21 protein-coding genes and 2 pseudogenes are annotated in these 23,400 nt (G+C 57.5%); 13 read left to right on the top strand and 10 right to left on the bottom strand.

Annotated features, from left to right (window positions below; translation table 11 throughout):
- Positions 1-7: 7 nt before the first annotated feature.
- A complete protein-coding gene (locus ACYZT6_RS11755) occupies positions 8-541 on the bottom strand; it encodes a hypothetical protein (RefSeq protein ID WP_462027019.1) in 534 nt (177 codons plus the stop codon).
- A 387-nt stretch (positions 542-928) separates the two neighbouring features.
- Here ACYZT6_RS11755 and ACYZT6_RS11750 point away from each other — a divergent pair.
- From ACYZT6_RS11750 to rarD, 7 genes and pseudogenes are all read left to right on the top strand, one after another.
- A pseudogene (locus ACYZT6_RS11750) lies at positions 929-2,059 on the top strand (HAMP domain-containing protein); the annotation flags it as partial.
- 336 nt (positions 2,060-2,395) lie between these two features.
- A pseudogene (locus ACYZT6_RS11745) lies at positions 2,396-2,920 on the top strand (methyl-accepting chemotaxis protein); the annotation flags it as partial.
- A gap of 250 nt (positions 2,921-3,170) precedes the next feature.
- Positions 3,171-3,617, top strand: coding sequence for a DUF411 domain-containing protein (locus ACYZT6_RS11740; protein WP_109630789.1), 447 nt, complete (start codon positions 3,171-3,173; stop codon positions 3,615-3,617).
- Positions 3,617-4,051, top strand: a complete 435-nt coding sequence (locus ACYZT6_RS11735; protein ID WP_462027018.1) for a YqaA family protein — start codon at positions 3,617-3,619, stop codon at positions 4,049-4,051. Before ACYZT6_RS11740 ends, ACYZT6_RS11735 begins: the two co-directional genes overlap by 1 nt.
- A gap of 85 nt (positions 4,052-4,136) precedes the next feature.
- Positions 4,137-5,162 carry an alpha/beta fold hydrolase gene (locus tag ACYZT6_RS11730; protein ID WP_462027017.1) on the top strand — a complete coding sequence of 342 codons (1,026 nt, stop codon included), beginning with the start codon at positions 4,137-4,139 and terminating at the stop codon, positions 5,160-5,162.
- A 13-nt stretch (positions 5,163-5,175) separates the two neighbouring features.
- The gene (locus ACYZT6_RS11725) at positions 5,176-6,129 is read left to right on the top strand and encodes a D-2-hydroxyacid dehydrogenase family protein (protein ID WP_462027016.1); all 954 of its coding nucleotides are present in this window, start codon (positions 5,176-5,178) and stop codon (positions 6,127-6,129) included.
- A gap of 110 nt (positions 6,130-6,239) precedes the next feature.
- Positions 6,240-7,127, top strand: a complete 888-nt coding sequence (gene rarD / locus ACYZT6_RS11720; RefSeq protein ID WP_462027015.1) for an EamA family transporter RarD — start codon at positions 6,240-6,242, stop codon at positions 7,125-7,127.
- Between the two features lie 140 nt (positions 7,128-7,267).
- On the opposite strand, the gene hppD is transcribed toward rarD, so the two are convergent.
- Together hppD and ACYZT6_RS11710 are read right to left on the bottom strand one after the other, a co-directional pair.
- Positions 7,268-8,344, bottom strand: coding sequence for a 4-hydroxyphenylpyruvate dioxygenase (hppD, locus tag ACYZT6_RS11715; RefSeq protein ID WP_219093983.1), 1,077 nt, complete (start codon positions 8,342-8,344; stop codon positions 7,268-7,270).
- Between the two features lie 249 nt (positions 8,345-8,593).
- Positions 8,594-9,532, bottom strand: coding sequence for a DMT family transporter (locus ACYZT6_RS11710; protein ID WP_462027014.1), 939 nt, complete (start codon positions 9,530-9,532; stop codon positions 8,594-8,596).
- Positions 9,533-9,611: 79 nt separating this feature from the next.
- Here ACYZT6_RS11710 and ACYZT6_RS11705 point away from each other — a divergent pair, with 79 nt between their 5' ends.
- The 3 genes from ACYZT6_RS11705 to ACYZT6_RS11695 all read left to right on the top strand — a co-directional run bounded on the left by ACYZT6_RS11705 (position 9,612) and on the right by ACYZT6_RS11695 (position 12,728).
- Positions 9,612-10,484: a LysR family transcriptional regulator gene (locus tag ACYZT6_RS11705; RefSeq protein ID WP_462027013.1), complete on the top strand. Its 873-nt coding sequence runs from the start codon at positions 9,612-9,614 to the stop codon at positions 10,482-10,484.
- Positions 10,485-10,599: 115 nt separating this feature from the next.
- A complete protein-coding gene (locus ACYZT6_RS11700) occupies positions 10,600-12,132 on the top strand; it encodes an EAL domain-containing protein (protein WP_462027012.1) in 1,533 nt (510 codons plus the stop codon).
- Between the two features lie 233 nt (positions 12,133-12,365).
- Positions 12,366-12,728, top strand: coding sequence for a histone-like nucleoid-structuring protein, MvaT/MvaU family (locus tag ACYZT6_RS11695; RefSeq protein ID WP_461981899.1), 363 nt, complete (start codon positions 12,366-12,368; stop codon positions 12,726-12,728).
- 177 nt (positions 12,729-12,905) lie between these two features.
- Here the strand turns inward: ACYZT6_RS11695 and ACYZT6_RS11690 are convergent, their stop codons facing one another.
- The gene (locus ACYZT6_RS11690; protein WP_462029939.1) at positions 12,906-13,430 is read right to left on the bottom strand and encodes a DUF4946 domain-containing protein; all 525 of its coding nucleotides are present in this window, start codon (positions 13,428-13,430) and stop codon (positions 12,906-12,908) included.
- 145 nt (positions 13,431-13,575) lie between these two features.
- On the opposite strand from ACYZT6_RS11690, the gene gloA reads away from it, so the two are divergent.
- Positions 13,576-14,097 carry a lactoylglutathione lyase gene (gloA, locus tag ACYZT6_RS11685; RefSeq protein ID WP_010460703.1) on the top strand — a complete coding sequence of 174 codons (522 nt, stop codon included), beginning with the start codon at positions 13,576-13,578 and terminating at the stop codon, positions 14,095-14,097.
- Between the two features lie 177 nt (positions 14,098-14,274).
- Here gloA and ahpF read toward each other — a convergent pair whose 3' ends face one another.
- From ahpF to ACYZT6_RS11670, 3 genes are all read right to left on the bottom strand, one after another.
- Positions 14,275-15,837, bottom strand: coding sequence for an alkyl hydroperoxide reductase subunit F (gene ahpF / locus ACYZT6_RS11680; RefSeq protein ID WP_462027011.1), 1,563 nt, complete (start codon positions 15,835-15,837; stop codon positions 14,275-14,277).
- Between the two features lie 138 nt (positions 15,838-15,975).
- Positions 15,976-16,539, bottom strand: a complete 564-nt coding sequence (ahpC, locus tag ACYZT6_RS11675) for an alkyl hydroperoxide reductase subunit C (RefSeq protein WP_010460707.1) — start codon at positions 16,537-16,539, stop codon at positions 15,976-15,978.
- 150 nt (positions 16,540-16,689) lie between these two features.
- On the bottom strand, positions 16,690-17,628 hold the full coding sequence (locus ACYZT6_RS11670; protein ID WP_462027010.1) for a site-specific integrase: 939 nt from the start codon (positions 17,626-17,628) through the stop codon (positions 16,690-16,692).
- 178 nt (positions 17,629-17,806) lie between these two features.
- On the opposite strand from ACYZT6_RS11670, the gene ACYZT6_RS11665 reads away from it, so the two are divergent.
- Positions 17,807-18,826 (top strand): DNA-binding protein, encoded by a 1,020-nt coding sequence (locus ACYZT6_RS11665; RefSeq protein ID WP_462027009.1) that lies wholly within the window; start codon positions 17,807-17,809, stop codon positions 18,824-18,826.
- Here the strand turns inward: ACYZT6_RS11665 and gorA are convergent.
- The 3 genes from gorA to galU all read right to left on the bottom strand — a co-directional run bounded on the left by gorA (position 18,823) and on the right by galU (position 22,886).
- Positions 18,823-20,181, bottom strand: coding sequence for a glutathione-disulfide reductase (gene gorA / locus ACYZT6_RS11660; RefSeq protein WP_462027008.1), 1,359 nt, complete (start codon positions 20,179-20,181; stop codon positions 18,823-18,825). The genes ACYZT6_RS11665 and gorA overlap by 4 nt on opposite strands.
- Positions 20,182-20,288: 107 nt before the next feature.
- Positions 20,289-21,851, bottom strand: coding sequence for an MFS transporter (locus ACYZT6_RS11655; RefSeq protein WP_462027007.1), 1,563 nt, complete (start codon positions 21,849-21,851; stop codon positions 20,289-20,291).
- A 195-nt stretch (positions 21,852-22,046) separates the two neighbouring features.
- A complete protein-coding gene (gene galU / locus ACYZT6_RS11650; RefSeq protein WP_010460715.1) occupies positions 22,047-22,886 on the bottom strand; it encodes a UTP--glucose-1-phosphate uridylyltransferase GalU in 840 nt (279 codons plus the stop codon).
- Positions 22,887-23,144: 258 nt separating this feature from the next.
- Here galU and ACYZT6_RS11645 point away from each other — a divergent pair, with 258 nt between their 5' ends.
- Positions 23,145-23,333 (top strand): hypothetical protein, encoded by a 189-nt coding sequence (locus ACYZT6_RS11645; protein ID WP_462027006.1) that lies wholly within the window; start codon positions 23,145-23,147, stop codon positions 23,331-23,333.
- Positions 23,334-23,400 lie beyond the last annotated feature (67 nt).

The raw sequence follows: 23,400 nt of genomic DNA, 5'->3' as shown, positions 1-23,400 counted from the left end.
CCAAATGTCAGGCCTTGGCGCTGACGCCACCATCGGTAGAAGGCACCGTCGTCCCGTTGCCCTTGCCGTAAGTCTGCAAGTTCTGCAGTACGTAAATCGCTGTCTTGTATTCCGGGATCAGGCCAGTGGCGTACTTGTCGCCTCTGATGCTGTTGTTCTGGATGGTGTCCAGTTGTATGGCGAAATATTCCAGCGCATTGAATTTTGCATCCGGGTCATTCTGAACCCCGAACCGGTCAAACTTGTCACCGGCATTCATTAACGTCACCCAAGTAGTATCGGAAATCAGGCCTTTACCTCTCAGGAAGGCACTCAGGTTGCCCAGTTGTTTGGCAGAGACATTTTCCGGGTCGAAACCTTTTACATTTCGATGGATTTTCATTGCATCCATTTTCGCCGTGCTCAGCGCATTTGGATTGGTCCCCACCAGTGCCAGCATCTGCTTGATCCGGGCACTTTGCTTGATAGGCTTGCCGCCACCCGTGTCCTGAACCAGTAAACCTGCCTTGGACGTCCAAGCCCCGGCATAGCCGATAGTCATGAATGCACTCCCGACGGCGTGACCATAAAAACTCCTTGTTTAACTCGAATTCAGAGCGCGCAAGTATCAGCGTGGCAACTAGCCATACCAACAACTATTTCCGGTTTTTACAATTTTCGTACATTTAAGATACAAAACACCAAGTGCCTTGGTTCATTGGTCTAGACCAACTTTCCATAATCGGTCTAGTCAACTAATCCGGCTCATAGCGCGGCTGATCAGTATATTTGTATCGACATTGACACCGTCCCAGCCTAACCGTCCGTCATTCCGCACCATTCTTGTACGTTCGTACCTAAAGCTCGCCTGTTGCGGGCCGATAGCCCTTCGAAGCGCCGATCTTTTGATCGAAAACCACAATAAAAACGCTGCACAAGGACCGGTCCCATGCCCGCATTCCGCACCATCCAGGCTCGCTATACGCTGTTTCTGGTCCTGTTCATCCTGCTGTTATTCGTCCTGACAGTGGTCGGCATCAGCCAGTTAGTCGCCCCTAAACTTCGCCACACTGAAGAACAGGTGGCCCTCAACCGTATCGCCGAAGTGGCCGAGCAAATCCAGGGCGAACTGAACAAGGTTCAGGCCCAACAACGCAGCATCACCCAGACCATTCCGTTGCTCGATAGCGCCGCCATCGACACGGTGCTGCCAGGCCTGGTCGATCAGTACGGCGAGTTGAAAGTATTCGGTGGCGGGATCTGGCCGTTGCCCGGCCAGCGCGAGGCCGGACGCAACAAATTCAGCACCTTCTGGCACCGCGACGCCTCGGGCAAGCTGGCGGTCAATACGTTCTGGAACAGTGACGCGGCCCCCAACTATTACGACCAGACCTGGTACAAGGGCGGCATGCAAACCCCGCGCGGCCAATGCGCCTGGGCTGCTGCCTATAAAGATGACGCCAGCGCCGAGCCGCGGACCAATTGCGCCATGGCCATTCAGAAAAATGGCGCGGCGTATGGCGTCTCGACCATCGACGTGACCCTTGGCTTCTTCAATGACCTGATCGCGCGCAAGGAAAAAGACCTCGGCGCAGAAATGCTGATCGTCGAGGCTGACGGCAAGATCATCAGCAACAGCTCGCAGATCAGTGGGCCGATCGTGCTGAAAAACATCAGCGAACTGGCCGGCACCTCGCCCTTCGCCAGCCAAGTGAAGGCTGGTCTGCAAAACCGTGATCAGTCGCAGCGGATCGAGTTCGATAACAACGGTGAAGCCAGCACCTTCTTCATGCGCCCGATCGAAGGAACCCCGTGGTTCCTCGCCACAGCCCTGCCGACCAAGCTGATCACCGCCCAGCGTGACGATGTGCTCAGCACCTTGAGCCTTTTGCAAATCCCGATGGTGATCCTGCTGGCACTGCTGCAAATCTACGCGATTCGCCAACTGGTCCAGCGCTTGAGAATTCTGAAGGCCAACATCGACGCCCTGTCCGCTGGCGATGCCGACTTGACCAAGCGCATCATCATCCGCGCCGAAGACGAACTGGGCGCCATCGGGCACTCGGTCAACGCCTTCATCGTCTACTTGCAGAACATGATCGGCGAAGTCACCCAGGCCACCGGCGCCATGGCGTCCAGCCTGGACAACCTGCAACGCACCTCCGCCCACACCAGCCAGATTCTGGTGCGCCATGCCTCTGAAACCGATCAGACGGTCACGGCGATCACCGAGATGAGTTCGACCGCCGAGAGCGTCGCGCAGAACGCCGCAGAAACGGCTGCCTTCACCCAGCGTGCCAACGAAAACGCCGACCGTTCGCGTGTCGTCGTCGGCGAAGCGTCCAGCAGCGTGATCGCTTTGATCGGCGAAGTGGCGAGCGCCACTCATAAAGTCGAAAGCATGCAGGAGGATGCGCAACGCATCACCGAGATTCTCGGGGTGATTGGCGCCATTGCCGGCCAGACCAACTTGCTGGCGCTCAACGCCGCGATCGAAGCGGCCCGGGCCGGTGAGCAAGGTCGAGGTTTTGCGGTGGTCGCCGATGAGGTGCGCGCCCTCGCCGCTCGCACGCAGGCCAGCACTTCGCAAATCAATGAAATGCTCAAGCGCCTGACCCAAGGCGTGAGTTCGTCAGTGAGCGCCATGGAAAATACCCAGGCCAGCTGCCAGTCTGCCGCCGATGCCACGGCGCGGGTCAACACAGGCCTCGATGAAATGGCCGGTTCGGTCAGCCACATCAACAGCCTGAGCACGCAGATCGCCACCGCCGCCGAGCAGCAAAGCGCAGTGACCGAAGAGATCAACCGCAGCATGGTGCAGATCCGCCACATGGTGGATGAGCTGGTGAAAAGCGGTCAGGCCAGCGAACTCAATACCCAACAACTGCTGCAAGCCAACGCTCGCGTCAGCGCGATCATGGGGCGGTTCAAGGTTCGCTAATCTTTTGTGCGCAACTCCCTGTGGCGAGGGAGCTGTTGTGATAAGGAGCTTTTGTGGCGAGGGAGCTTGCTCCCGTTCGGCTGCGAAGCAGTCGTCGCTTTTGGGACTGCTGCGCAGCCCAGCGGGAGCAAGCTCCCTCGCCACAACAGCTTGGCGCACCTGTATTACTTCGAAACAACCTGGTATCTCTTCACGGCGAAAAATGGTCAAAATGCATCTTTTGGTCGCCACCCCGAGACGAGATCCCCCCATGCGAACCCACCTGCGTCTGGTCGCCCTGAGCGCCCTTTTTATCTCCTCCCTGGCCCAGGCCGCCGACCTGGTCCCGATCGAAGTCCACCGTGACGCCAACTGCGGCTGCTGCAAAAAATGGATCAGCCACCTCGAGGCCAATGGCTTCAAGGTTGAAGACCACGTCGAATCCAACATGAGCGAATTCAAGCAACAGCACGGCGTGCCTCCGCGCCTGGCGTCCTGCCACACCGGCCTCATCAACGGTAAATTCGTCGAAGGCCATGTTCCGGCGGATCAAGTCCTGGCCTTGAGCAAACGCGATGACCTGCTGGGAGTTGCGGCACCGGGCATGCCGATGGGCTCGCCGGGCATGGAAATGGACGGCATGAGCGACGCTTATCAAGTGATCGGCCTGAAAAAGGACGGCACTGATGTGGTGGTGGCGGACTACCCTGCCCATTGATGGGCGGTGCGTATATCGGGCTTTTCTTTGCGGCATTCGGTGCTGCGACCTTGCTGCCGCTACAATCCGAAGCGCTGCTCGTGGGCCTGTTGCTCAGCGGGCAATACTGGCTTTGGTCGCTGCTGGCCGTCGCGACGCTGGGCAATGTCCTCGGTTCAGTGGTGAATTGGTGGCTCGGCCGGCGCATCGAACAGTTTCGCGACCGGCGCTGGTTTCCGGTCAGCCCGCGCCATCTGGAACACGCCCGAAAACACTATCAACGCTATGGTCACTGGTCATTACTGCTGAGCTGGGTGCCGATCATTGGTGACCCGCTGACGCTGGTGGCCGGCGTCATGCGCGAGCCGCTTGGGCGGTTCCTGCTGATCGTGACCCTCGCCAAGGGTGCTCGTTATGGGGTGCTGGCCTTGGCCACGCTGGGCTGGATCGGTTGAACGATCAGGTGCGGCGATTGCCTGTGTTTAATGTCGCCCTAATCATGCCGATCCAGCATCGGCTGTTTTCCAACGGAGTCCGTCCATGTCCCTTACGCTTTCGCGCTGGTTGCCCGGCCTGTTTCTGACAGCGGCACTGCCTGTTGTGGCTCATGCTGAAGGCCCTGAATACGGGCCCGAACTGCAAGGATTCGAATACCCGTACACGGTCAAGCACTTCGCGTTCGAGTCCCAGGGTAAATCCCTGCAGATGGGTTACATGGACGTCGCCGCCCACGGCAAGGCCAACGGGCGCAGCGTGGTGTTGATGCACGGCAAAAACTTTTGCGGCGCCACCTGGGACAGTTCGATCAAAGCCCTGAGCGAAGCCGGTTACCGAGTGATTGCGCCGGACCAGATCGGTTTTTGCACGTCGAGTAAACCGGACAACTATCAATACACCTTCCAGCAACTGGCGACCAATACCCAGCAACTCCTCAAGGCCCTCGGCATCCAGAAGACCAGCCTCCTCGGGCATTCCACCGGCGGCATGCTCGCCACCCGATATGCGCTGCAATACCCCGATCAGGTCGAGCAACTGGCGCTGGTCAACCCCATTGGCCTGGAAGACTGGAAAGCCCTCGGCGTGCCGTATCGCACCGTCGATCAATGGTACGAGCGCGAACTCAAACTCAGCGCCGACGGCATCCGCACTTACGAACGCAACACCTATTACGGCGGCCGCTGGAAGCCCGAATTCGATCGCTGGGTCGATATGCTTGCCGGCCTGAATAAAGGCCCGGGGCACACGCAAGTGGCATGGAACTCGGCGTTGATCTACGACATGATCTTCACCCAACCGGTGTACTACGAATTCAAGGACCTGAAGATGCCGACGCTGTTGCTGATCGGCACGTCCGACACCACTGCCATCGGCAGTGACATTGCCTCCCCGGAGGTCAAGGCGAAGCTCGGTCATTACGACGTACTCGGCAAGCAAGTGGCGAAACTGATTCCGCAGTCCACACTGGTTGAATTCCCCGGCATGGGCCACGCGCCGCAGATGGAAGAGCCGGCGCAATTCCACCAGGCACTGCTCGACTGGCTGAACAAATCCAATCCCGTTCGTTGATGAGGTGAGGCTGATGGCTGTGCAGATTGCGGTGATCGATGATTGGCAGGACGTGGCCCGTGACGTGGTCGACTGGTCAGTGCTGGACAGCCTCGGCGAGGTGAGTTTTATCCATGATTACCCGGCCGACAACGAAACCCTGGCTGAACGTCTGGGCAAATTCGAGGTGATCTGTGTGATGCGCGAGCGCACCCGGTTCGATGAAGACCTGCTGCGCCAGTTACCGACGCTCAAACTGCTGGTCACCGGGGGCATGCGCAATGCCGCGCTGGACCTCAAGGCTGCTGCAGCGCTGGGCATCCAGGTCAGTGGCACCGACAGCTACAAACACGCCGCTCCGGAACTGACCTGGGCGCTGATCATGGCCGCGACCCGCAATCTCGTGGTCGAAGCCAATGCCTTGCGCGCAGGGAAATGGCAGCAAGGCCTGGGTGGCGACTTGCACGGCAAGACGCTCGCGATCCTTGGCCTTGGCAGCATCGGCCAACGTGTCGCGCAGTTCGGTCAGGTGTTCGGGATGCGGGTGATCGCGTGGAGCGAGAACCTCACAGCTGAACGTGCCGCTGAAGTGGGCGTGACCTATGTCAGCAAGCAGCAACTGTTCGAGCAGGCCGATGTGCTGTCGGTCCACTTGGTACTCAGTGATCGCAGCCGCGGATTGGTCGACGCCCAGGCGCTAAACTGGATGAAACCTTCGGCGCTGCTGGTCAACACCGCCCGCGGACCCATTGTCGATGAGGCTGCGCTGATCAAGGCGTTGCAGAAAAATCGTTTGGCGGGGGCTGCGCTGGATGTGTTCGACGTGGAGCCATTGCCGGTGAACCATCCGTTCAGAACGCTGGACAACGTGTTGGCGACGCCCCATGTCGGGTACGTCAGTCAACAGAACTATCATCAGTTCTTTTCGCAAATGATCGAGGACATTCAGGCGTGGTCCGCCGGTGAGCCGATTCGGCTTTTGAGCTAAGACCGCACCGCCGCTCTCGCACTCGATCGATGTAGATCAGTTAGTCAATACTGAACGCGAAAACCACGTATCCTCTGCGCCCGTTTCACGTCCAACTTCGCGAGGGCAGTTTGTCTAAAGGTATCGCTTTATCGGTCTCGGCCTCGGTGCTGTTTGCCGTCATGTATTACTACACCTCGTTGCTCACGCCCCTGAGCGGCGTAGAGATTTTCGGCTGGCGCATGCTGCTGACCGTACCGTGCATGACCGTGTTCATGGTGGTCTCCGGCGAATGGAAGCGTGTGCTCGAAATTTTCCGGCGCATTGCTGGCAACCGGAAACTGATGGCCGCCCTGGTCGCCTCTTCGGCCCTGCTCGGTGTGCAGCTTTGGCTGTTCATGTGGGCGCCACTCAACGGCTACAGCCTGGATGTGTCGCTCGGGTATTTTCTGTTGCCGCTGACCATGGTGCTGACCGGTCGGATTGCCTATGGCGAGCGCCTGTCCTATCTGCAAAAAATTGCCGTGGTGCTGGCCTGCCTCGGCGTGATCAACGAGGTGTATCAGGTCGGTGGTTTTTCCTGGGCAACCTTGCTGGTCTGCATCGGCTATCCCCTGTATTTCATCCTGCGCAAGCGTCTGGCCGCCGACAACCTTGGCGGTTTATGGCTGGACATGGCGTTGACGCTGCCGGTGGCATTTTGGTTCGTGCAGAGCGGTGAGCAGGGTTTCGGCGTGTTTGATCAGCATCCGTGGTTGTCGCTGCTGATCCCGATGCTCGGGGTGATCAGTGCGTCGGCGCTGGTCGTCTACATCATCGCCAGCCGGCTGTTGCCGTTCAGCCTGTTCGGGCTGTTGAGTTATGTAGAACCGGTGTTGTTGCTGGGCGTTGCGTTGCTGCTCGGGGAAAGCATCAAGCCCGGGGAATGGCTGACTTACATTCCGATCTGGTTGGCGGTGGTGGTGCTGGTGTTCGAAGGGTTCAAACACCTGGTCCGGCAACGACGCAAACCAATGTAGGAGCGAGGCTTGCCCGCGAAGGGGCCGATGAAGACGCTAAAAGCTTCGCGGGCAAGCCTCGCTCCTACATTGGTTTTGCATGATCCAAAAAAAACCGGCCAGCATTGCTGCTGACCGGTTTTTCATACATCTGAAGCGGTTTATTCGGTGGCGAGCACACCACGACGAACCTGATCACGCTCGATCGATTCGAACAGCGCCTTGAAGTTGCCTTCGCCGAAACCATCGTCGCCTTTACGCTGAATGAATTCGAAGAACACCGGGCCCATCAGGGTTTCCGAGAAAATCTGCAGCAACAGACGCTTGTCGCCCGACTCGGACGAACCGTCCAGCAGGATCCCGCGCGATTGCAGCTGATCGACCGGTTCACCGTGGTTCGGCAAACGGCCCTCGAGCATTTCGTAGTAGGTTTCCGGTGGCGCGGTCATGAAGCGCATGCCGATGCTTTTCAGGTGATCCCAGGTCTTGATCAGGTCATCGCTGAGGAAGGCCACGTGCTGGATGCCCTCACCGTTGAACTGCATCAGGAACTCTTCGATCTGCCCGGCACCCTTGGACGATTCTTCGTTCAACGGGATGCGGATCATGCCGTCCGGCGCGGTCATGGCCTTGGAGGTCAGGCCGGTGTATTCGCCCTTGATGTCGAAGTAACGGATCTCACGGAAGTTGAACAGCTTCTCGTAGAAGTTGGCCCAGTAAGCCATGCGACCGCGATACACGTTGTGGGTCAGGTGGTCGATGATTTTCAGACCAGCGCCGACAGGGTTACGGTCTACACCTTCGATGAACACGAAGTCGATGTCGTAGATCGAGCTGCCTTCGCCGAAACGGTCGATCAGGTACAGCGGCGCGCCGCCGATGCCTTTGATCGCTGGCAGGTTCAGTTCCATCGGGCCGGTTTCGATGTGGATCGGCTGGGCGCCGATTTCCAGCGCGCGCTTGTAGGCCAGCTGCGAATCCTTGACGCGGAACGCCATGCCGCACACCGACGGGCCGTGTTCGGCCGCGAAATATGAAGCGACGCTGTGCGGTTCGTTGTTGAGGATCAGGTTGATCTGGCCCTGGCGATACAGGTGAACATCCTTGGAGCGGTGGGTCGCGACCTTGGTGAAGCCCATGATCTCGAAGATCGGCTCCAGGGTGTTCGGGGTCGGCGATGCGAGCTCGATGAATTCAAAGCCCATCAGGCCCATCGGGTTTTCGTATAAATCTGCCATTTTGGCGCCTCATCATTTTTTAGAATTAACGGAACGTTAGATGCTAAGAATGCTGAAGCCGGCGGGTGGCGCGCAGGAGATGCCCCGCACGCTGCGGGCGAGGAAGTCACCGTAGATCAATTGAAACCCGAAACTTTTCATTGTCGACCCAAGGCTGATGCGGGCGAGGCTTCTGCTTCCAGAAGACGATTATTATTGTATGCGTAACCCGATTCTACACAGCGTAAATAGGTTTGTCCGCCTTCTGTATCAAATCCCCTTTTTCCCTACTCGCGCAAGGGGTTTGTTGCACAGGAAAATCCCCGCGAGAATCAGCCCTCCTCCCAGGCACATCGCCAGCGACAACTGCTCGCCCAACAGCAACGCGCCGAGGATCACCGCGGTCAGCGGATTCAAGGCAATGAACACGCCCGAACGCGTCGCGCCGATCTGGCGAATGCCGTCGTAATAGCCGATGTAGGCCAGCGCCGAGCCCAACACGCCCAAGTACATCAGGCTCAACCATTGTTGCGGGCCGAGGCCAATGAGCGCGTTGACACTCAGTTCACCGCGCACCGCACTGGCCGCCCAGAGCATCAGGGTGCCCAGCAAAATCGAATACGTCACCGTCTGCACCGGCCCCAGCGTGTGATTCAGGTCTATGGAGAACAGCGAGTAAATCCCCCAGCCGAGCACGCAGCCGAGAATCAACAAGTCGCCGATCCAGGCGTCGGCATTGCCGGCCAGCAGCTGCGGGTTTCGGCTGACGATCACCAGACTCGCCCCGGCGATACAAATCGCGATCCCTGCGACCTTCGTCCGACTCAAGCGCTCCTTGAAGAGCAGCCATGACGCCAGTCCGATCACGGCGGGGTTCAGCGCCACGATCAACGACGCACGCGAAGCGTTGATGTAATGCAGTCCATAAAAGAAGCACAAGTTGTAGAAGAAGATCCCGAAGAACCCCAGCAGGGTCAGTTGCAGCCATTGCCTGGGACTCGGTTTCGCCAACGGCACTCGGGCCAGCAGCAAAAACACCAGCAACGCCACACTGGCCAGGAGGAATCTCAGGCTGGCGGCGAACAACGGGCTGAGGCTGTCCGCGAGAAACCGGCCGGCCACGAACGTCCCGCCCCAGATCATTGTGACGGCGGCGAGTTTCAGATACACCGGCACATCCGATGATGTGGTTTGCGCATAACTATTCATAAGGCGTCAGGGCTTTAATCAGGGGTAGTTGGCGTATCATTCGATTAATGCGCCCTCATCGTAAAATGAGTAAAGACTCATGACCCTGACACAACTTGAGATTTTCTCCCTGGTCGCTGAACTACGTGGTTTCACGGCGGCGGCCAATCGTTTGGGGATTTCCCAATCGGCGGTGTCTCACGCACTGAAGTCGCTGGAACAGGAATTGGGCGTCGAGTTGTTCAGACGCCACCAGTCTCAAATCGAACTGAGCGACATCGGCCAACAGCTCTTGTCGCGCGCCCGGGCGATGCTCGGGCTGGCCAACACCTTGCGCCAGGAAGCCGCCGATGCTCGGGGGATGAAGCGCGGCACGTTGCGCATCGGCTCATTCGGTCCTACTTCATCGATCAAACTGCTACCGCAGATCCTCCAGCACTACCGTGCCGCTCACCCCGGCATCGAAGTCCACATCGACGAAGGTCCGGACCGTCAGATTCTCCTGTGGCTGGAAGAGCGGCGAATCGATATCGGTTTCGTGGTGCTGCCCGAAGATCGTTTCGACACCTTCCCACTGATCGACGACCGGATGGTCGCGCTGCTGCCCGCTGATCATCCGCTGGCGGGTCGCAACAGCCTGAGTTTGAGCGACTTGTGTCACGACCCGTTCGTGCTGACCGAAGCCGGGTCTTCGGAGCTGGTTTCACGGCTGTTCAGCGCTGCCCGGCTGACACCGAACATCCGTTATCGCTGCTCGCAGTTACTCAGTACTCTCGACACCGTGGGCCGTGGTGATGCCGTGACCGTTGTTGCTGAAAGCTCATTGCCCGACGACAACGACAGCCGCTACGTGAAAAAACCGCTGTCGCCACCCGTCAATCGGCAGGTAGGCCTGGCGGTGCTCGACCAGCGCCAGTCGTCGCCCGCAACGCTGGCGTTTATCCAGCTGGCTTCAAGCCTGAACTATCGTTGAGCGGCATAAGCATCGACGGCCATCTATCATGCCCACTACCTGAACTCTTTATGGGAGGCGTGCCCTCGTCCTCCCAGCATTTGAGAGCCGTCCCTCATCGCCACAGGCTTTGCGAATGCCACTGAACGCCCAAACCCATAAACGCGGCAAACGAATGGCTGTAACCCTGCTGAGCGGCGTGCTCCCAGTGCTGTTGGGGGGCGTCATCCTCTGTATGCAGGCTGAGCGCACGCTCCGGCAAAGCTCCGAAATGACGGCCGAAGAAGCCGTTCGCCAATTCGAACTGATGCTCGACAATAACGCCCAGGCCGTACGGGAACTGCTGCCGCTGGCCGGCCAAAGCTGCAATGACGTCAAATTGGCCCTGCGTGAACAGGTCACCCGCCGTCCATTCGTACGCGCGACGAATCTGGTGTGGGACGACAACATCTATTGCAGTTCCTTGTTCGGTGACTATCAGGAAAAGCTCAATGCCGGCGACGCCTCCAAAGGCCGTTTGTTGCTGATGAAAGGCAACTCGGTCACGCCCGACACCGCGGTATTGGTGTATCGGCTTAGTGAAGGAAAACAGGGGGCGATCAGTACGCTGGACGGTTATCACTTGAGCAACGTGCTGCGCATGATTGGCCGCAAGACGACGCTGCTGCTGCAAGTCGGTCCTGACTGGTTATCCGCCGACGGCAAGGTTCACGAAGATCCCCTGCCCGTCCTGCCCGTGGCCGAAAGCAAACTGACGTCCACGCGTTATGGCTTTACGGTCGCAGCCGGCTTTCCCAAGGGAGAAACCTGGCGTTACATGAGCAGCGAGTATCCACCGCTGTTCAGTTTGCTGATCTTCTTCGGGATGGTGTCGGGAGCAATCGGACATGTCCTGCAGAAACGCTCGTCGTCCCCCAGCCACGAAATGCAGCGCGCGCTGGAGGCTGGCGAGTTCGTTCCATATTTTCAGCCCGTGGTGCATGGCGATACTAAAACCTGGTCCGGGGCCGAAGTGTTGATGCGCTGGAACCATCCGAAGGAAGGCCTGGTGCGCCCGGACCTGTTTATTCCTTTTGCCGAGCATTCCGGGTTGATCGTGCCGATGACCCGCTCGTTGATGCGCCAGACCGCAGCGTTGCTGGCACCCGCGGCGTCCTCGTTCGGCGGTCCGTTCCACATCGGCATCAACATCACCGCCAGCCATTGCAAGGACCTGGACCTGGTGGAGGACTGCCGTGTGTTTCTCAGTGCCTTTGCACCGGGTGCCGTCAACGTGGTGCTGGAATTGACCGAGCGCGAACTGATCGAGCCGACAGCCATCACGCACCAATTGTTCGAGCAGCTCCACGCACTGGGCGTGATGATCGCTATTGATGACTTTGGCACAGGTCACTCAAGCCTCGGTTATCTGCGCCAGTTCAATGTGGACTTTCTGAAAATCGATCAGAGCTTTGTCGCGATGATCGGCGTTGACGCGCTTTCCCGGCACATTCTGGACAGCATTATCGAACTGTCGGCCAAGCTTGATCTGGGGATCGTCGCCGAAGGCGTGGAAACCGAGGAGCAAAGTGACTATCTGGCCGCCCATGGTGTGAACTTCCTGCAAGGTTATTTGTTCGGTCGACCGATGCCCGGCGCAGAATTCATTAATGCATTAAGGCACCATTAACCGGCGGTTTTAAGCGACGAGACTACGAAATGGCGCACCAAATTGAATCAAAAGACTACTGTTGTTACATGAAGAAAAAGTCAGGATTTACTCTTGGCCAATTAACTACTACAATTTTTCATGCCTGTGCAAGATTGGCAGGTGAGCCACTATCACCGAGTCGCTTCAAGGCTCTTGGCTTATAGCTTTGTTTGCGGTTGGTATCAGCCAAACACACTATTGGAGTAATGAATTTGTCCAGACTCGCTGAATTTCGTGCCGCTGAAAAGGCCCTTCAAGAACAGCTCAAGCAGCTGGAATCGCTGAAGAATGATGCCGGGCTCAAGAAAGAAATCGAATTCGAAGAAAAGCTCCAGGGGCTGATGAAAACCTACGGCAAAAGCCTGCGCGACATCATCGCCATCCTCGATCCGAACCCGGCAAAATCCGGCTTGCAGACAGCAGCCCCTAAAACCCGCCGCGCTCGCGTGGTCAAGGTTTATCATAACCCGCACACCGGCGAACTGATTGAAACCAAGGGTGGCAACCACCGCGGCTTGAAAGCCTGGAAGGAACAGTACGGTGCCGCTACCGTTGATTCCTGGCTGCGAGGCTAAGCAGTCGCGGTGATAAAAGAAGCCCTGCAAACGCAGGGCTTTTTTTATGGACGCCTTCTAAATGCAACAAAGGGAGACGATCAACTCGCTACTTGTCGATTCAACTTTGTGCTTAATCCGTTTGGGTATGTAAATATTTCTGATCGCGCTGAAATCTGCAGTCATGCAAATCGTCAGCTAAAGTTTCAAGCTGTTACGAGCTGCTGCTATTTCGTCCTGACTTGCCTTATAAGCCTCGGCCTGCCCCGCGTAGGAAAGAACATAGGCTTTATCGGCATCCACCGCCGCGACCAATGTTTGCGACAGCACATGTCGACCATTCTGTGTAATCGTGCAGGTAGTTTCCAACCCCGATAAACGGCTCAAGGGCGCTGGATGAATTTTGTTGCAGACACTTTGATAGCCGCTTTGAAAAAAGTCCTTCTGCACCGACTTGCGCATTTCCAGCAACACGCCTTCCAGATTGACCTGATGACCGCTTTCTACTGGAGTCATGGTCAATTCCATCACCATCACCGGCGTTCCACCCTGGTCGACTTTCACCGCGCGCTGCCGGACAACCTCTGGTTTGGCGTCATCTTGCGGCACGGCTTCGACCTCCCAGCCATTCGGCCAGCTGACCACTGGCGCATCAGCATGAGCACTGGCGACACCTGACAGCAGGCAAATCAGGACGAACGTCGATTTACAGAATCGGATCATTGCAATGAACACTCACGGATTGAACCGTAAAGTCTGAGCCTCACCCGTCTGTCAGGCAATAGCCGACTGCTTGCGTTTGGTGATGTCCCAGCCCTTGCGTATCATTGTCGCCATTCGTTAGCCCCACTTATTTTCCGGAGGGCCCATGAGCCTGCACGAATTGAACACTTTCCCCGGCGTGACCGCTCAACCTGACACCGCCACCCAGAAGTTCGTCTTCAACCACACCATGCTGCGGGTCAAGGACATCACCAAGTCTCTGGATTTCTACACGCGCATCCTGGGTTTTTCGCTGGTGGAAAAACGCGACTTCCCTGAAGCCGAATTCAGTCTGTACTTCCTGGCCCTGGTCGATAAGAACCAGATTCCGGCCGACGCTGCCGCCCGTACCGAATGGATGAAATCGATCCCCGGCATTCTGGAATTGACCCACAACCACGGCACCGAGAACGACGCGGATTTCGCCTACCACAACGGCAACACCGACCCGCGCGGCTTTGGCCATATCTGCATCTCTGTGCCGGACATTCGTGCTGCTTGCGAACGTTTCGAAGCGCTGGGCTGTGATTTCCAGAAGCGTCTGAATGACGGTCGCATGAAGAGCCTGGCCTTCATCAAGGATCCGGATGCGTACTGGGTTGAGATCATCCAGCCAGCCCCGATGTAACATTCCCGCCACAGATCCCTATGGGAGCGAGCCTGCTCGCGAAGCGTTGGAACATTCAAAATGGATGTGGCTGACAGTCCGCTATCGCGAGCAGGCTCGCTCCCACATTGGGAATGTGTAAGGCACAAAAAAACCCCATGATCGCTCATGGGGTTTTTGTGTTTTCAGCGTCGGCGTTTATGCCGGCGCAGAGGTGCGGATCAAGTGATCGAATGCGCTCAACGAAGCCTTGGCACCCTCGCCTACCGCAATCACGATCTGCTTGTACGGTACGGTAGTCACGTCACCGGCAGCAAACACTCCCGGCATCGACGTTTCACCACGGGCATCGACGATGATCTCGCCGCGCGGTGAAAGCTCGATGATGCCTTTGAGCCAATCAGTATTGGGCAGCAAACCGATCTGCACGAAGATCCCTTCCAGCTCGACGTCGCGCAACTCGTCCGACTGACGATCCTTGTAACGCAGGCCGTTGACCTTCTGACCGTCGCCCAACACTTCAGTGGTTTGCGCATTGGTGATCACGGTGACGTTCGGCAGGCTGTGCAACTTGCGCTGCAACACCGCGTCGGCGCGCAGCTGTACGTCAAACTCCAGCAAGGTGACATGAGACACGATGCCCGCCAGGTCGATGGCGGCTTCGACACCGGAGTTACCGCCGCCAATCACCGCCACGCGCTTGCCCTTGAACAGCGGACCGTCACAGTGCGGGCAGTACGCCACGCCTTTGTTGCGATATTGCTGCTCGCCCGGGACGTTCATTTCACGCCACCGAGCACCGGTCGCGAGGATCACGGTTTTAGCTTTCAGGGTCGCGCCGCTGGCGAAGTGAATTTCGTGCAGCTCACCAGACTTGCCCGGCACCAACTTGTCGGCGCGTTGCAGGTTCATGATGTCGACGTCGTATTGCTTGACGTGTTCTTCCAACGCCACGGCCAGTTTCGGCCCTTCGGTTTCCTGCACGGAGATGAAGTTCTCGATGGCCATGGTGTCGAGTACCTGCCCACCAAAACGTTCAGCTGCCACGCCGGTACGAATGCCTTTACGGGCGGCGTAGATCGCGGCCGAAGCACCGGCCGGGCCACCGCCGACGACCAACACGTCAAAGGCTTCCTTGGCGCTGATCTTCTCGGCTTGACGCTCGATGCCGCTGGTGTCGATTTTGGCGAGGATTTCTTCCAGGCCCATGCGGCCTTGGCCGAAGTTGACGCCGTTCAAGTAAATGCTTGGCACGGCCATGATCTGGCGATCATCGACTTCAGCCTGGAACAGCGCGCCGTCGATAGCGACGTGGCGGATGTTCGGGTTCAGCACCGCCATCAAGTTCAGCGCCTGGACAACATCCGGGCAGTTCTGGCAGGACAGCGAGAAGTACGTCTCGAAGCTGAATTCGCCTTTGAGCGAACGGATCTGTTCGATCACTTCCACACTGGCCTTCGAAGGGTGACCGCCGACTTGCAGCAAGGCCAGCACCAAGGAGGTGAATTCGTGGCCCATCGGAATGCCGGCAAAACGCAGGCTGATATCGGCACCCGGGCGGTTGATCGAGAACGACGGTTTGCGTGCATCGTCACCGTTGTCGAGCAACGTAATCTGGTTGGAAAGACTGGCAACGTCTTTCAGTAATGCGAGCATTTCCTGGGATTTCGCACCGTCGTCGAGGGATGCAATGATCTCGATCGGCTGGGTGACCCGTTCCAGGTATGACTTCAACTGGGCTTTAAGATTGGCGTCCAACATACGGGCGATTTCCTTGATTTTGTAAAAAGTCGAATCGAAAAAAAACGCCCGAGCGAATTTCGCCCGGGCGTTTTTTAAAGGGCGGTTGCAGCTTACTTAGGTGCGGAAACCCGCCCTGATGATGCTTTTGTCACAGACTTAGATCTTGCCGACCAGGTCAAGGGACGGAGCCAGAGTGGCCTCGCCTTCTTTCCACTTGGCTGGGCAAACCTGGCCTGGGTGAGCAGCGACGTATTGAGCAGCCTTGATTTTGCGCAGCAGCTCGGAAGCGTCACGGCCAACGCCGCCATCGTTCAGTTCAACGATTTTGATCTGGCCTTCAGGGTTGATCACGAAGGTGCCACGGTCAGCCAGGCCAGCGTCTTCGATCAGTACGTCGAAGTTGCGGGAGATGGCGTGGGTCGGGTCGCCGATCATGGTGTACTGGATTTTGCCGATGGCTGGCGAAGTGTTGTGCCAGGCAGCGTGGGCAAAGTGGGTGTCAGTGGAAACGCTGTAGATCTCGACGCCCAGTTTCTGGAACGCGTCGTAGTTGTCAGCCAGGTCTTCCAGTTCGGTCGGGCAAACGAAGGTGAAGTCGGCTGGGTAGAAGAACACGACAGACCACTTGCCTTTCAGGTCAGCGTCCGACACTTTTACGAAGTCGCCATTTTTGAAGGCGTCAGCTTTGAACGGTTTAACTTGGCTGTTGATGATAGGCATCGATGACTCTCCGTCAGGGTTGAAATGTTTGGTTGAGAAGTTGATGGGGTGAATCCTACCCACTCGATCGCCGCCTGGCTCATTGGCAAAGCTCATGCTGCTGATTGGTTTTCGCTATTAGCGGACAGTATTAATAGAAGAAAACGGTATCTAGCACGCCAATGGCTTTTCAGCGACTCGGGCCATCCCGAGAAACGGGCTGGCTTCAACATAGCGCATGGCTGACTTCACATCCTTCCAACCCACGTAATTCATCAACGATTTCAGATCCCAACCACTTTGATGGGCCCAACTGGCAAAACCGCGTCGCAGTGAGTGGCTGGTGTAGTGGTCGGCGGAGATGCCGGCACGCTCCAGGGCCTGGCGCAGCAAGGGGATGACGCTGTTGGCGTGCAGGCCCTCCTCGCTCAGGTGGCCCCAACGGTCGATACCGCGGAACACCGGCCCGCGAACCAGCGCAGCTTCGGTGATCCATTGGATGTAGGCGTTCACCGGGCAGAGACGCTGCAAGGCCGGGGTCTGGTAAGTCTTGCCGAGGTTCTCGCGATCGCTCTTGCTGCGCGGCAGGTAGAGGGTGATGCCTGAACCGGCGCTCGCCTGCACGTGTTCGATCTGTACGCGGCACAACTCATCGCTGCGAAAGCCACGCCAGAAGCCCAGCAAGATCAGCGCGGTGTCGCGTCTGGCGCGAAGCAATCCCGGTTGATCGTTTTGCGCCTTGGCGGTTTGCGCCTCTTGCTCAAGCCACGCAACCACTTGCTCCAAATGCTGAAGCTGCAGAGGCTCGGCCTGTTTCTCCTGGGCCGGGTGCAGCGCCCGTATGCCCTTGAAGACCTTGCGCACCACCGGCGACTTGGTGGGATCGGCGAAACCCTGGCTGTTATGCCACTGCGCCAGCGCTGACAACCGCAGTTTCAACGTATTGATCGACAGCACGCCCGCATGGGCCACGAGATAACGCGCCACGCTGTCGCTCGTTGCAGGCAGGAAACCACCCCAACTGACTTCGAAGTGCTCGATGGCCGCGCGGTAGCTGCGACGAGTGTTGTCGCGGGTGGCGGCTTGCAGGTAGCGATCCAGATCGGTCATGGGCTCAATTCTCTAAAACGTACCGCTTTAGCGGAGTAAAACCTGTCGCATGGCGTATCACACGGGGTAATACCAGTATATCCCGTATCAATAACTCACAATTTTTATCTTCTAAAACATGATGGTACACTGCGTACTTTAGTGGCACGTACCACAGTACGAAATCGTAGGAGAACACATGGCTCGTGGCGGCGTAAATAAAGCGGTGGTGCAGGCGGCACGTTTGGCAATTCTCGCCCGTGGCGAAAACCCCAGCATCGATGCAGTACGAATCGAGATGGGCAATACCGGCTCAAAAACCACCATTCACCGCTATCTGAAGGAGCTGGATGACGGCGGCGAACGCGCCGAAACGCTTTCAGAGCCCATCGATGACGAGCTGGCAGGCCTGGTCTCGCGCCTGGCGCAACGCCTCAAGGAGCAGGCGCAAGAACCCATCGACCAGGCTCGCGCGCAGTTCGATCAGCAACGAAAAGAGCTGGAAATTCAGCTGGCTGAAGCCCGGCAAGCCAACACTGAATTGCACCAGCAATACGAGATTCAAAGCCTGGCACTGACTCAAGAGTCCGAGACCCTGCACGAAACCCGCTCCATGCTGCAGACCGAGCAAACCCGCAACGCCGGACTGAACCAGGCGCTGGCCGATTTCGAACTGCGCTTGCAGGACAAGGATGAGCAGATCCGCTCACTGGAGGAAAAGCACCTGCACGCGCGCGATGCTCTGGAACACTACCGCAACGCCGTCAAGGAACAGCGCGAGCAGGAGCAAAGCCGCCACGAAGGCCAGGTGCAGCAGATTCAGATGGAACTGCGCCAAGCCCAGCAAAGCGCATTGGTGCGTCAGGATGAGATCACTCAACTGCACCGCGACAACGAGCGCTTGCTCACCGAGAACCGCGGTACGCTGCGGGAACTGGGGCTGGTGCAGGAGCAACTCAAACACACCCACAGCCGCCAGGATCAACTGCTGGAGCAGGTCAACCGCATTGACAGCGAACGCACCCTCCTCCAGGAACGCTTGCGCGCCGCCCTGCTGGAAAGTCAGTCGCTCAAGCAGAGCGTCGACGAGCAGTCTCAGATAAATAAAGGGCTGGAAATCGAACTGCTCAAGACTCAGGCGAGCCTCGATGAAAGCCTGCACCTGGCGGCTGTCATTGCAACAGCGCCAGATACATCAGAGAGCGAAAAGAGCGATTAACCGGCAACCGGCGTACGCATGGTGACGAACTCTTCGGCGGCAGTAGGATGCACGCCGATGGTTTCGTCGAAGTCGCGCTTGGTCGCGCCAGCCTTCAAGGCAATTGCCAGCCCCTGAACGATCTCGCCGGCATCCGGCCCGACCATGTGGCAGCCCAAGACCTTGTCGGTCTTGGCGTCGACCACCAGTTTCATCAGCGTGCGCTCCTGGCATTCGGTCAGGGTCAGCTTCATTGGCCGGAAACGGCTTTCGAAAATCTGCACGTCGTGGCCGGTTTCGCGCGCCTCTTCCTCGCTCAAGCCAACCGTACCGATGTTCGGCAGGCTGAATACGGCGGTCGGGATCATCTTGTAATCCACCGGTCGATATTGCTCAGGCTTGAACAAGCGACGCGCCACGGCCATGCCTTCAGCCAGGGCGACGGGCGTCAGTTGAACACGGCCGATTACATCGCCCAGCGCCAGGATCGACGGCTCTGCGGTCTGATACTGATCATCGACCTCGACGAAACCTTTCTTGTCGAGTTTGACGCCAGTGTTTTCCAGCCCGAGATTGTCGAGCATCGGGCGGCGACCGGTGGCGTAGAACACACAATCCGCCTCTAGCTCGCGACCATCCTTGAGTGTCACCTTCAGGCTGCCATCGGACTGTTTGTCGATGCGCTCGATGTCGGCGTTGAATTGCAGGTTCATGCCACGCTTGGTCAGCTCTTCCTGCAAATGCTTGCGTACTGCACCGTCGAAGCCGCGCAGGAATAGCTCGCCGCGATACAACAACGTGGTCTCGGCCCCCAGCCCATGGAAGATCCCGGCGAATTCGACAGCGATGTAACCACCGCCCACTACCAGAACGCGTTTTGGCAGCTCTTTGAGGAAGAACGCCTGGTTGGAACTGATCGCGTGCTCGTGCCCCGGAATCTCCGGGATCTGCGGCCAGCCGCCGGTAGCAATCAGGATGTTCTTGGCAGTGTGGCGCTCGCCATTGATCTCGACCGTGTTCGGGTCGACGATCTTGGCGTGGCCTTCATGCAAAGTCACACCGCTGTTAACCAGCAAGTTGCGGTAAATACCGTTCAGGCGGTTGATCTCGCGATCCTTGTTGGCAATCAGCGTTGCCCAATCGAACTTCGCTTCGCCCAGCGTCCAGCCAAAGCCCGAAGACTGCTCGAAGTCTTCGGCGAAGTGCGCGCCGTAGACCAGCAATTTCTTCGGCACACAGCCGACGTTCACACACGTACCGCCCAGGTAACGGCTTTCAGCCACCGCCACTTTCGCGCCATAACCGGCAGCAAAACGCGCAGCCCGCACACCGCCGGAACCGGCGCCAATCACATAAAGGTCAAAATCGTAGGCCATTTTCAATCTCCTCGGCAGGCAACCAGCATACCCGCAGACGCTTATTGAGCAAGCTTCTGCCGTAATGCAGATGGACAACACCAAGCGTTCGAGCCTTACGCTTTCGATCAATGACATTCTGCCGGTTGAGCTTTTGGTAACCGTAGCGTGCGCCAGGCGATCAGAATCGCCATGAACGCCAGGCCGAAAGCGACCCACGAAACTAAAGCGATTCCACCTTCAAATGCACCTCCTGCCTGCTGCATCAACTGTTGTGCCTGATCACCCGGCAGACCTGACGCCACATGATGAGCACCAGACAGTGTCTCACTTGCCAGCGCCGTCTGAATGTCGCTCAAAAACGCCGGAAGCTGCAGGCCTGCGCGGTAGTAGGCCGTGACCAGGCCGCCAAGCACGGTCGTTCCCAGCACCACGCCTACTTCATAAGCGGTTTCACTGATGGCGGAAGCGGCGCCCGCCTTTGCCGGTGGTGCTGCCGACAAGATCACGTCATTGGAAACCGTCGCGACAGCGCCTACTCCGATGTTCAGCAACGCGAACGCCGCTACCAACACCGAGAGGCTGCTGCCCATGCTGGCCACCAGCAAAAACGCCGCGCCGGCAAAGGCCATCAGAACCGGTATCAACACATGCAGGGGTACCCGCTGTGCGACCGGCACGACCGCCATCCCGACCACGATTGCCATGATTTGCCCCGGCACCAACGCCAGACTCGCACTCAAGGGCGACATCTGAAGGACAATCTGCAAGAACTGAGTGGTGAAGAAAACGAAGCCGATGAGGAACGCAAGACTCATCAGGTTGATCAGAACAGACCCGCTGAAGGTGCCGTTGCGAAACAGGGTCATATCCATCAGGGGTACAGGAAGACGCAACTGCCGCCGCACGAACATCCAGCCCGCCAATGCACCGACCAAAAAGGTGCCCAGCACGACCCCGTCAACACCCTCACTGGCGCCATGTTTGATACCGTAAACGATGCCACCCAGTGCGACCATCGACTGGAGAATGCTGATCGGATCCAGCGGACCCGACGCATCACGCTCCGATTCCGGGAGCAATAGCGGGCCCAATACCAACAATGGAATCAGGACTGGTACCGCCAACAGAAAAATCGCGCCCCAATCAAAGAACTGCAGCAACACCCCGCCCACCAAAGGCCCCAGTGCCGAACCGACGGTCAACGTCGTTGCCCAGATCGCTACCGCCAGCCTGCGCTCTTCTCGATCCTCAAATACCGAACGTATCAATGCCAATGTCGAAGGCATCAGCATCGCACCGAAAATCCCCATACAAGCCCGCCCAATAATCAGCTGCATGGCCGTCTCGGAATACGCGGTCAACACCGATACCACAGCAAACCCGAGCGACCCGATAAGCAACAACTTACGGTGCCCGACCCGATCACCCAGGCTACCCATCGACACCAGCAATCCCGCCAATACCAGCGAATACGCATCGATCATCCACAACTGCTGGCTAGCACTCGGGCGCAGGGCCTCAGCAATCTTTGGCAACGCGAATCCAAGTACCGTGTTGTCAACGGTTACCAGCAAGACAGGCAGCATCAGTATGCTTAGACCTAACCAGCGTTTTGATCTTGCTCCGCTATGAATCGCCCCATTTATCGTCATTAGCCCAAAACTCCCTGTTACCAGCGAAAAATTCACGGAGCGTTCAACAATGCTGCGCGGACTAACCCTTGAGCACTCCCTTGCCAGGGCTTAGTCAGCTTCATTAATGACAATGCGTAATCGATCGGGCAACAGGAAAAGTATTTCCTGGCGGAAATAATTTGCTTTTAAGCGATCAAAAAAAACCCCGAACAAGTCGGGGTTTTTCCAATACAAGTAACTCAGGCGCTATCAGTAAGCCTTGCCAGTCTTGTAGAAGTTCTCGAAGCAGAAGTTGGTCGCGTCGATGTAGCCTTCAGCGCCACCGCAGTCGAACCGCTTGCCTTTGAACTTGTAGGCCATGACGCAGCCGTTCTGGGCTTGCTTCATCAGGGCGTCGGTGATCTGGATTTCACCACCCTTGCCTGGCTCGGTTTGTTCGATCAGGTCGAAGATGTCCGGGGTCAGGATGTAACGGCCGATGATCGCCAGGTTCGACGGTGCGTCTTCAGGCTTTGGTTTCTCGACCATGCTGTGAACACGGTAGATGTCGTCGCGGATCATCTCACCGGCAATAACGCCGTACTTGTGAGTTTCTTGCGGATCGACTTCCTGGATGGCAACGATCGAGCAGCGGAACTGCTTGTACAGTTTGACCATCTGAGTCAGTACGCCGTCGCCTTCGAGGTTGACGCACAAGTCATCCGCCAGTACCACGGCGAACGGTTCGTCACCGATCAACGGGCGACCGGTCAGAATCGCATGGCCCAGGCCTTTCATTTCGGTCTGGCGGGTGTAGGAGAACGAGCAGTTGTCGAGCAGTTTGCGGATACCGACCAGGTACTTCTCTTTGTCGGTGCCCTTGATCTGGTTTTCCAGTTCGTAGCTGATGTCGAAGTGGTCTTCCAGGGCGCGTTTACCGCGACCGGTGACGATGGAGATTTCAGTCAAGCCAGCGTCCAGTGCTTCTTCGACGCCGTACTGGATCAGTGGCTTGTTTACCACCGGCAGCATTTCTTTGGGCATGGCTTTAGTCGCTGGCAGGAAGCGAGTACCGTAACCGGCTGCTGGGAACAAGCATTTCTTGATCATATAAGTCCTTGAAAGGGCTGTGTGTACGAGTTTCGGCGCAGTCTAATCAGGCGGCGTGCACCTTACAATGCCCCGCGCTGGCTAACCGATGCCATCATAGAGAAATATTCCCGCGGATAGTTCCATCCGCATTTTTGTGCGGTCAAATCAGCGTAGCTCAAAGAGGCCGACAAACTGGACCACCATACGCTTATCGTCCCCCGATGCGAGCATTTGCCGGTATCATGGCGACTTTGAACCAGCGAACGAGACAGATAGATGACCGTAGCAAAAATCATCAACGGGTACACGGTCGACAAAGGAAACGATGGCCAGTGGCACATTACCGCCACCAATGGCGAAGATGTTTCCGGGCCGTTACCCACCGAAGCGATGGCGATTGAAGTGGCGTCGGTGCTCGACTACACGCCCCCCGCGCCTAAGCGACGCGGCAAGAGTCAGGATTGATCTCCTGCAGCACTCGCAGAGCCCTGCCATCGAGCAGGGCTTTTTTGTGGCCGGGTGCAAACAAGTG

The organism is Pseudomonas sp. RT6P73, assembly GCF_054897715.1.
This window is presented reverse-complemented; position numbering and strand designations above follow the sequence as displayed.

Coding starts and splice junctions, on each gene's coding strand:
- ACYZT6_RS11755 (WP_462027019.1), bottom strand. CDS start 541: ATGACTATCGGCTATGCCGGGGCTTGGACGTCCAAGGCAGGTTTACTG.
- ACYZT6_RS11740 (WP_109630789.1), top strand. CDS start 3,171: ATGCGAACCCACCTGCGTCTGGTCGCCCTGAGCGCCCTTTTTATCTCC.
- ACYZT6_RS11735 (WP_462027018.1), top strand. CDS start 3,617: ATGGGCGGTGCGTATATCGGGCTTTTCTTTGCGGCATTCGGTGCTGCG.
- ACYZT6_RS11730 (WP_462027017.1), top strand. CDS start 4,137: ATGTCCCTTACGCTTTCGCGCTGGTTGCCCGGCCTGTTTCTGACAGCG.
- ACYZT6_RS11725 (WP_462027016.1), top strand. CDS start 5,176: ATGGCTGTGCAGATTGCGGTGATCGATGATTGGCAGGACGTGGCCCGT.
- hppD (WP_219093983.1), bottom strand. CDS start 8,344: ATGGCAGATTTATACGAAAACCCGATGGGCCTGATGGGCTTTGAATTC.
- ACYZT6_RS11710 (WP_462027014.1), bottom strand. CDS start 9,532: ATGAATAGTTATGCGCAAACCACATCATCGGATGTGCCGGTGTATCTG.
- ACYZT6_RS11705 (WP_462027013.1), top strand. CDS start 9,612: ATGACCCTGACACAACTTGAGATTTTCTCCCTGGTCGCTGAACTACGT.
- ACYZT6_RS11700 (WP_462027012.1), top strand. CDS start 10,600: ATGCCACTGAACGCCCAAACCCATAAACGCGGCAAACGAATGGCTGTA.
- ACYZT6_RS11690 (WP_462029939.1), bottom strand. CDS start 13,430: ATGATCCGATTCTGTAAATCGACGTTCGTCCTGATTTGCCTGCTGTCA.
- gloA (WP_010460703.1), top strand. CDS start 13,576: ATGAGCCTGCACGAATTGAACACTTTCCCCGGCGTGACCGCTCAACCT.
- ahpF (WP_462027011.1), bottom strand. CDS start 15,837: ATGTTGGACGCCAATCTTAAAGCCCAGTTGAAGTCATACCTGGAACGG.
- ahpC (WP_010460707.1), bottom strand. CDS start 16,539: ATGCCTATCATCAACAGCCAAGTTAAACCGTTCAAAGCTGACGCCTTC.
- ACYZT6_RS11670 (WP_462027010.1), bottom strand. CDS start 17,628: ATGACCGATCTGGATCGCTACCTGCAAGCCGCCACCCGCGACAACACT.
- ACYZT6_RS11665 (WP_462027009.1), top strand. CDS start 17,807: ATGGCTCGTGGCGGCGTAAATAAAGCGGTGGTGCAGGCGGCACGTTTG.
- gorA (WP_462027008.1), bottom strand. CDS start 20,181: ATGGCCTACGATTTTGACCTTTATGTGATTGGCGCCGGTTCCGGCGGT.
- galU (WP_010460715.1), bottom strand. CDS start 22,886: ATGATCAAGAAATGCTTGTTCCCAGCAGCCGGTTACGGTACTCGCTTC.
- ACYZT6_RS11645 (WP_462027006.1), top strand. CDS start 23,145: ATGACCGTAGCAAAAATCATCAACGGGTACACGGTCGACAAAGGAAAC.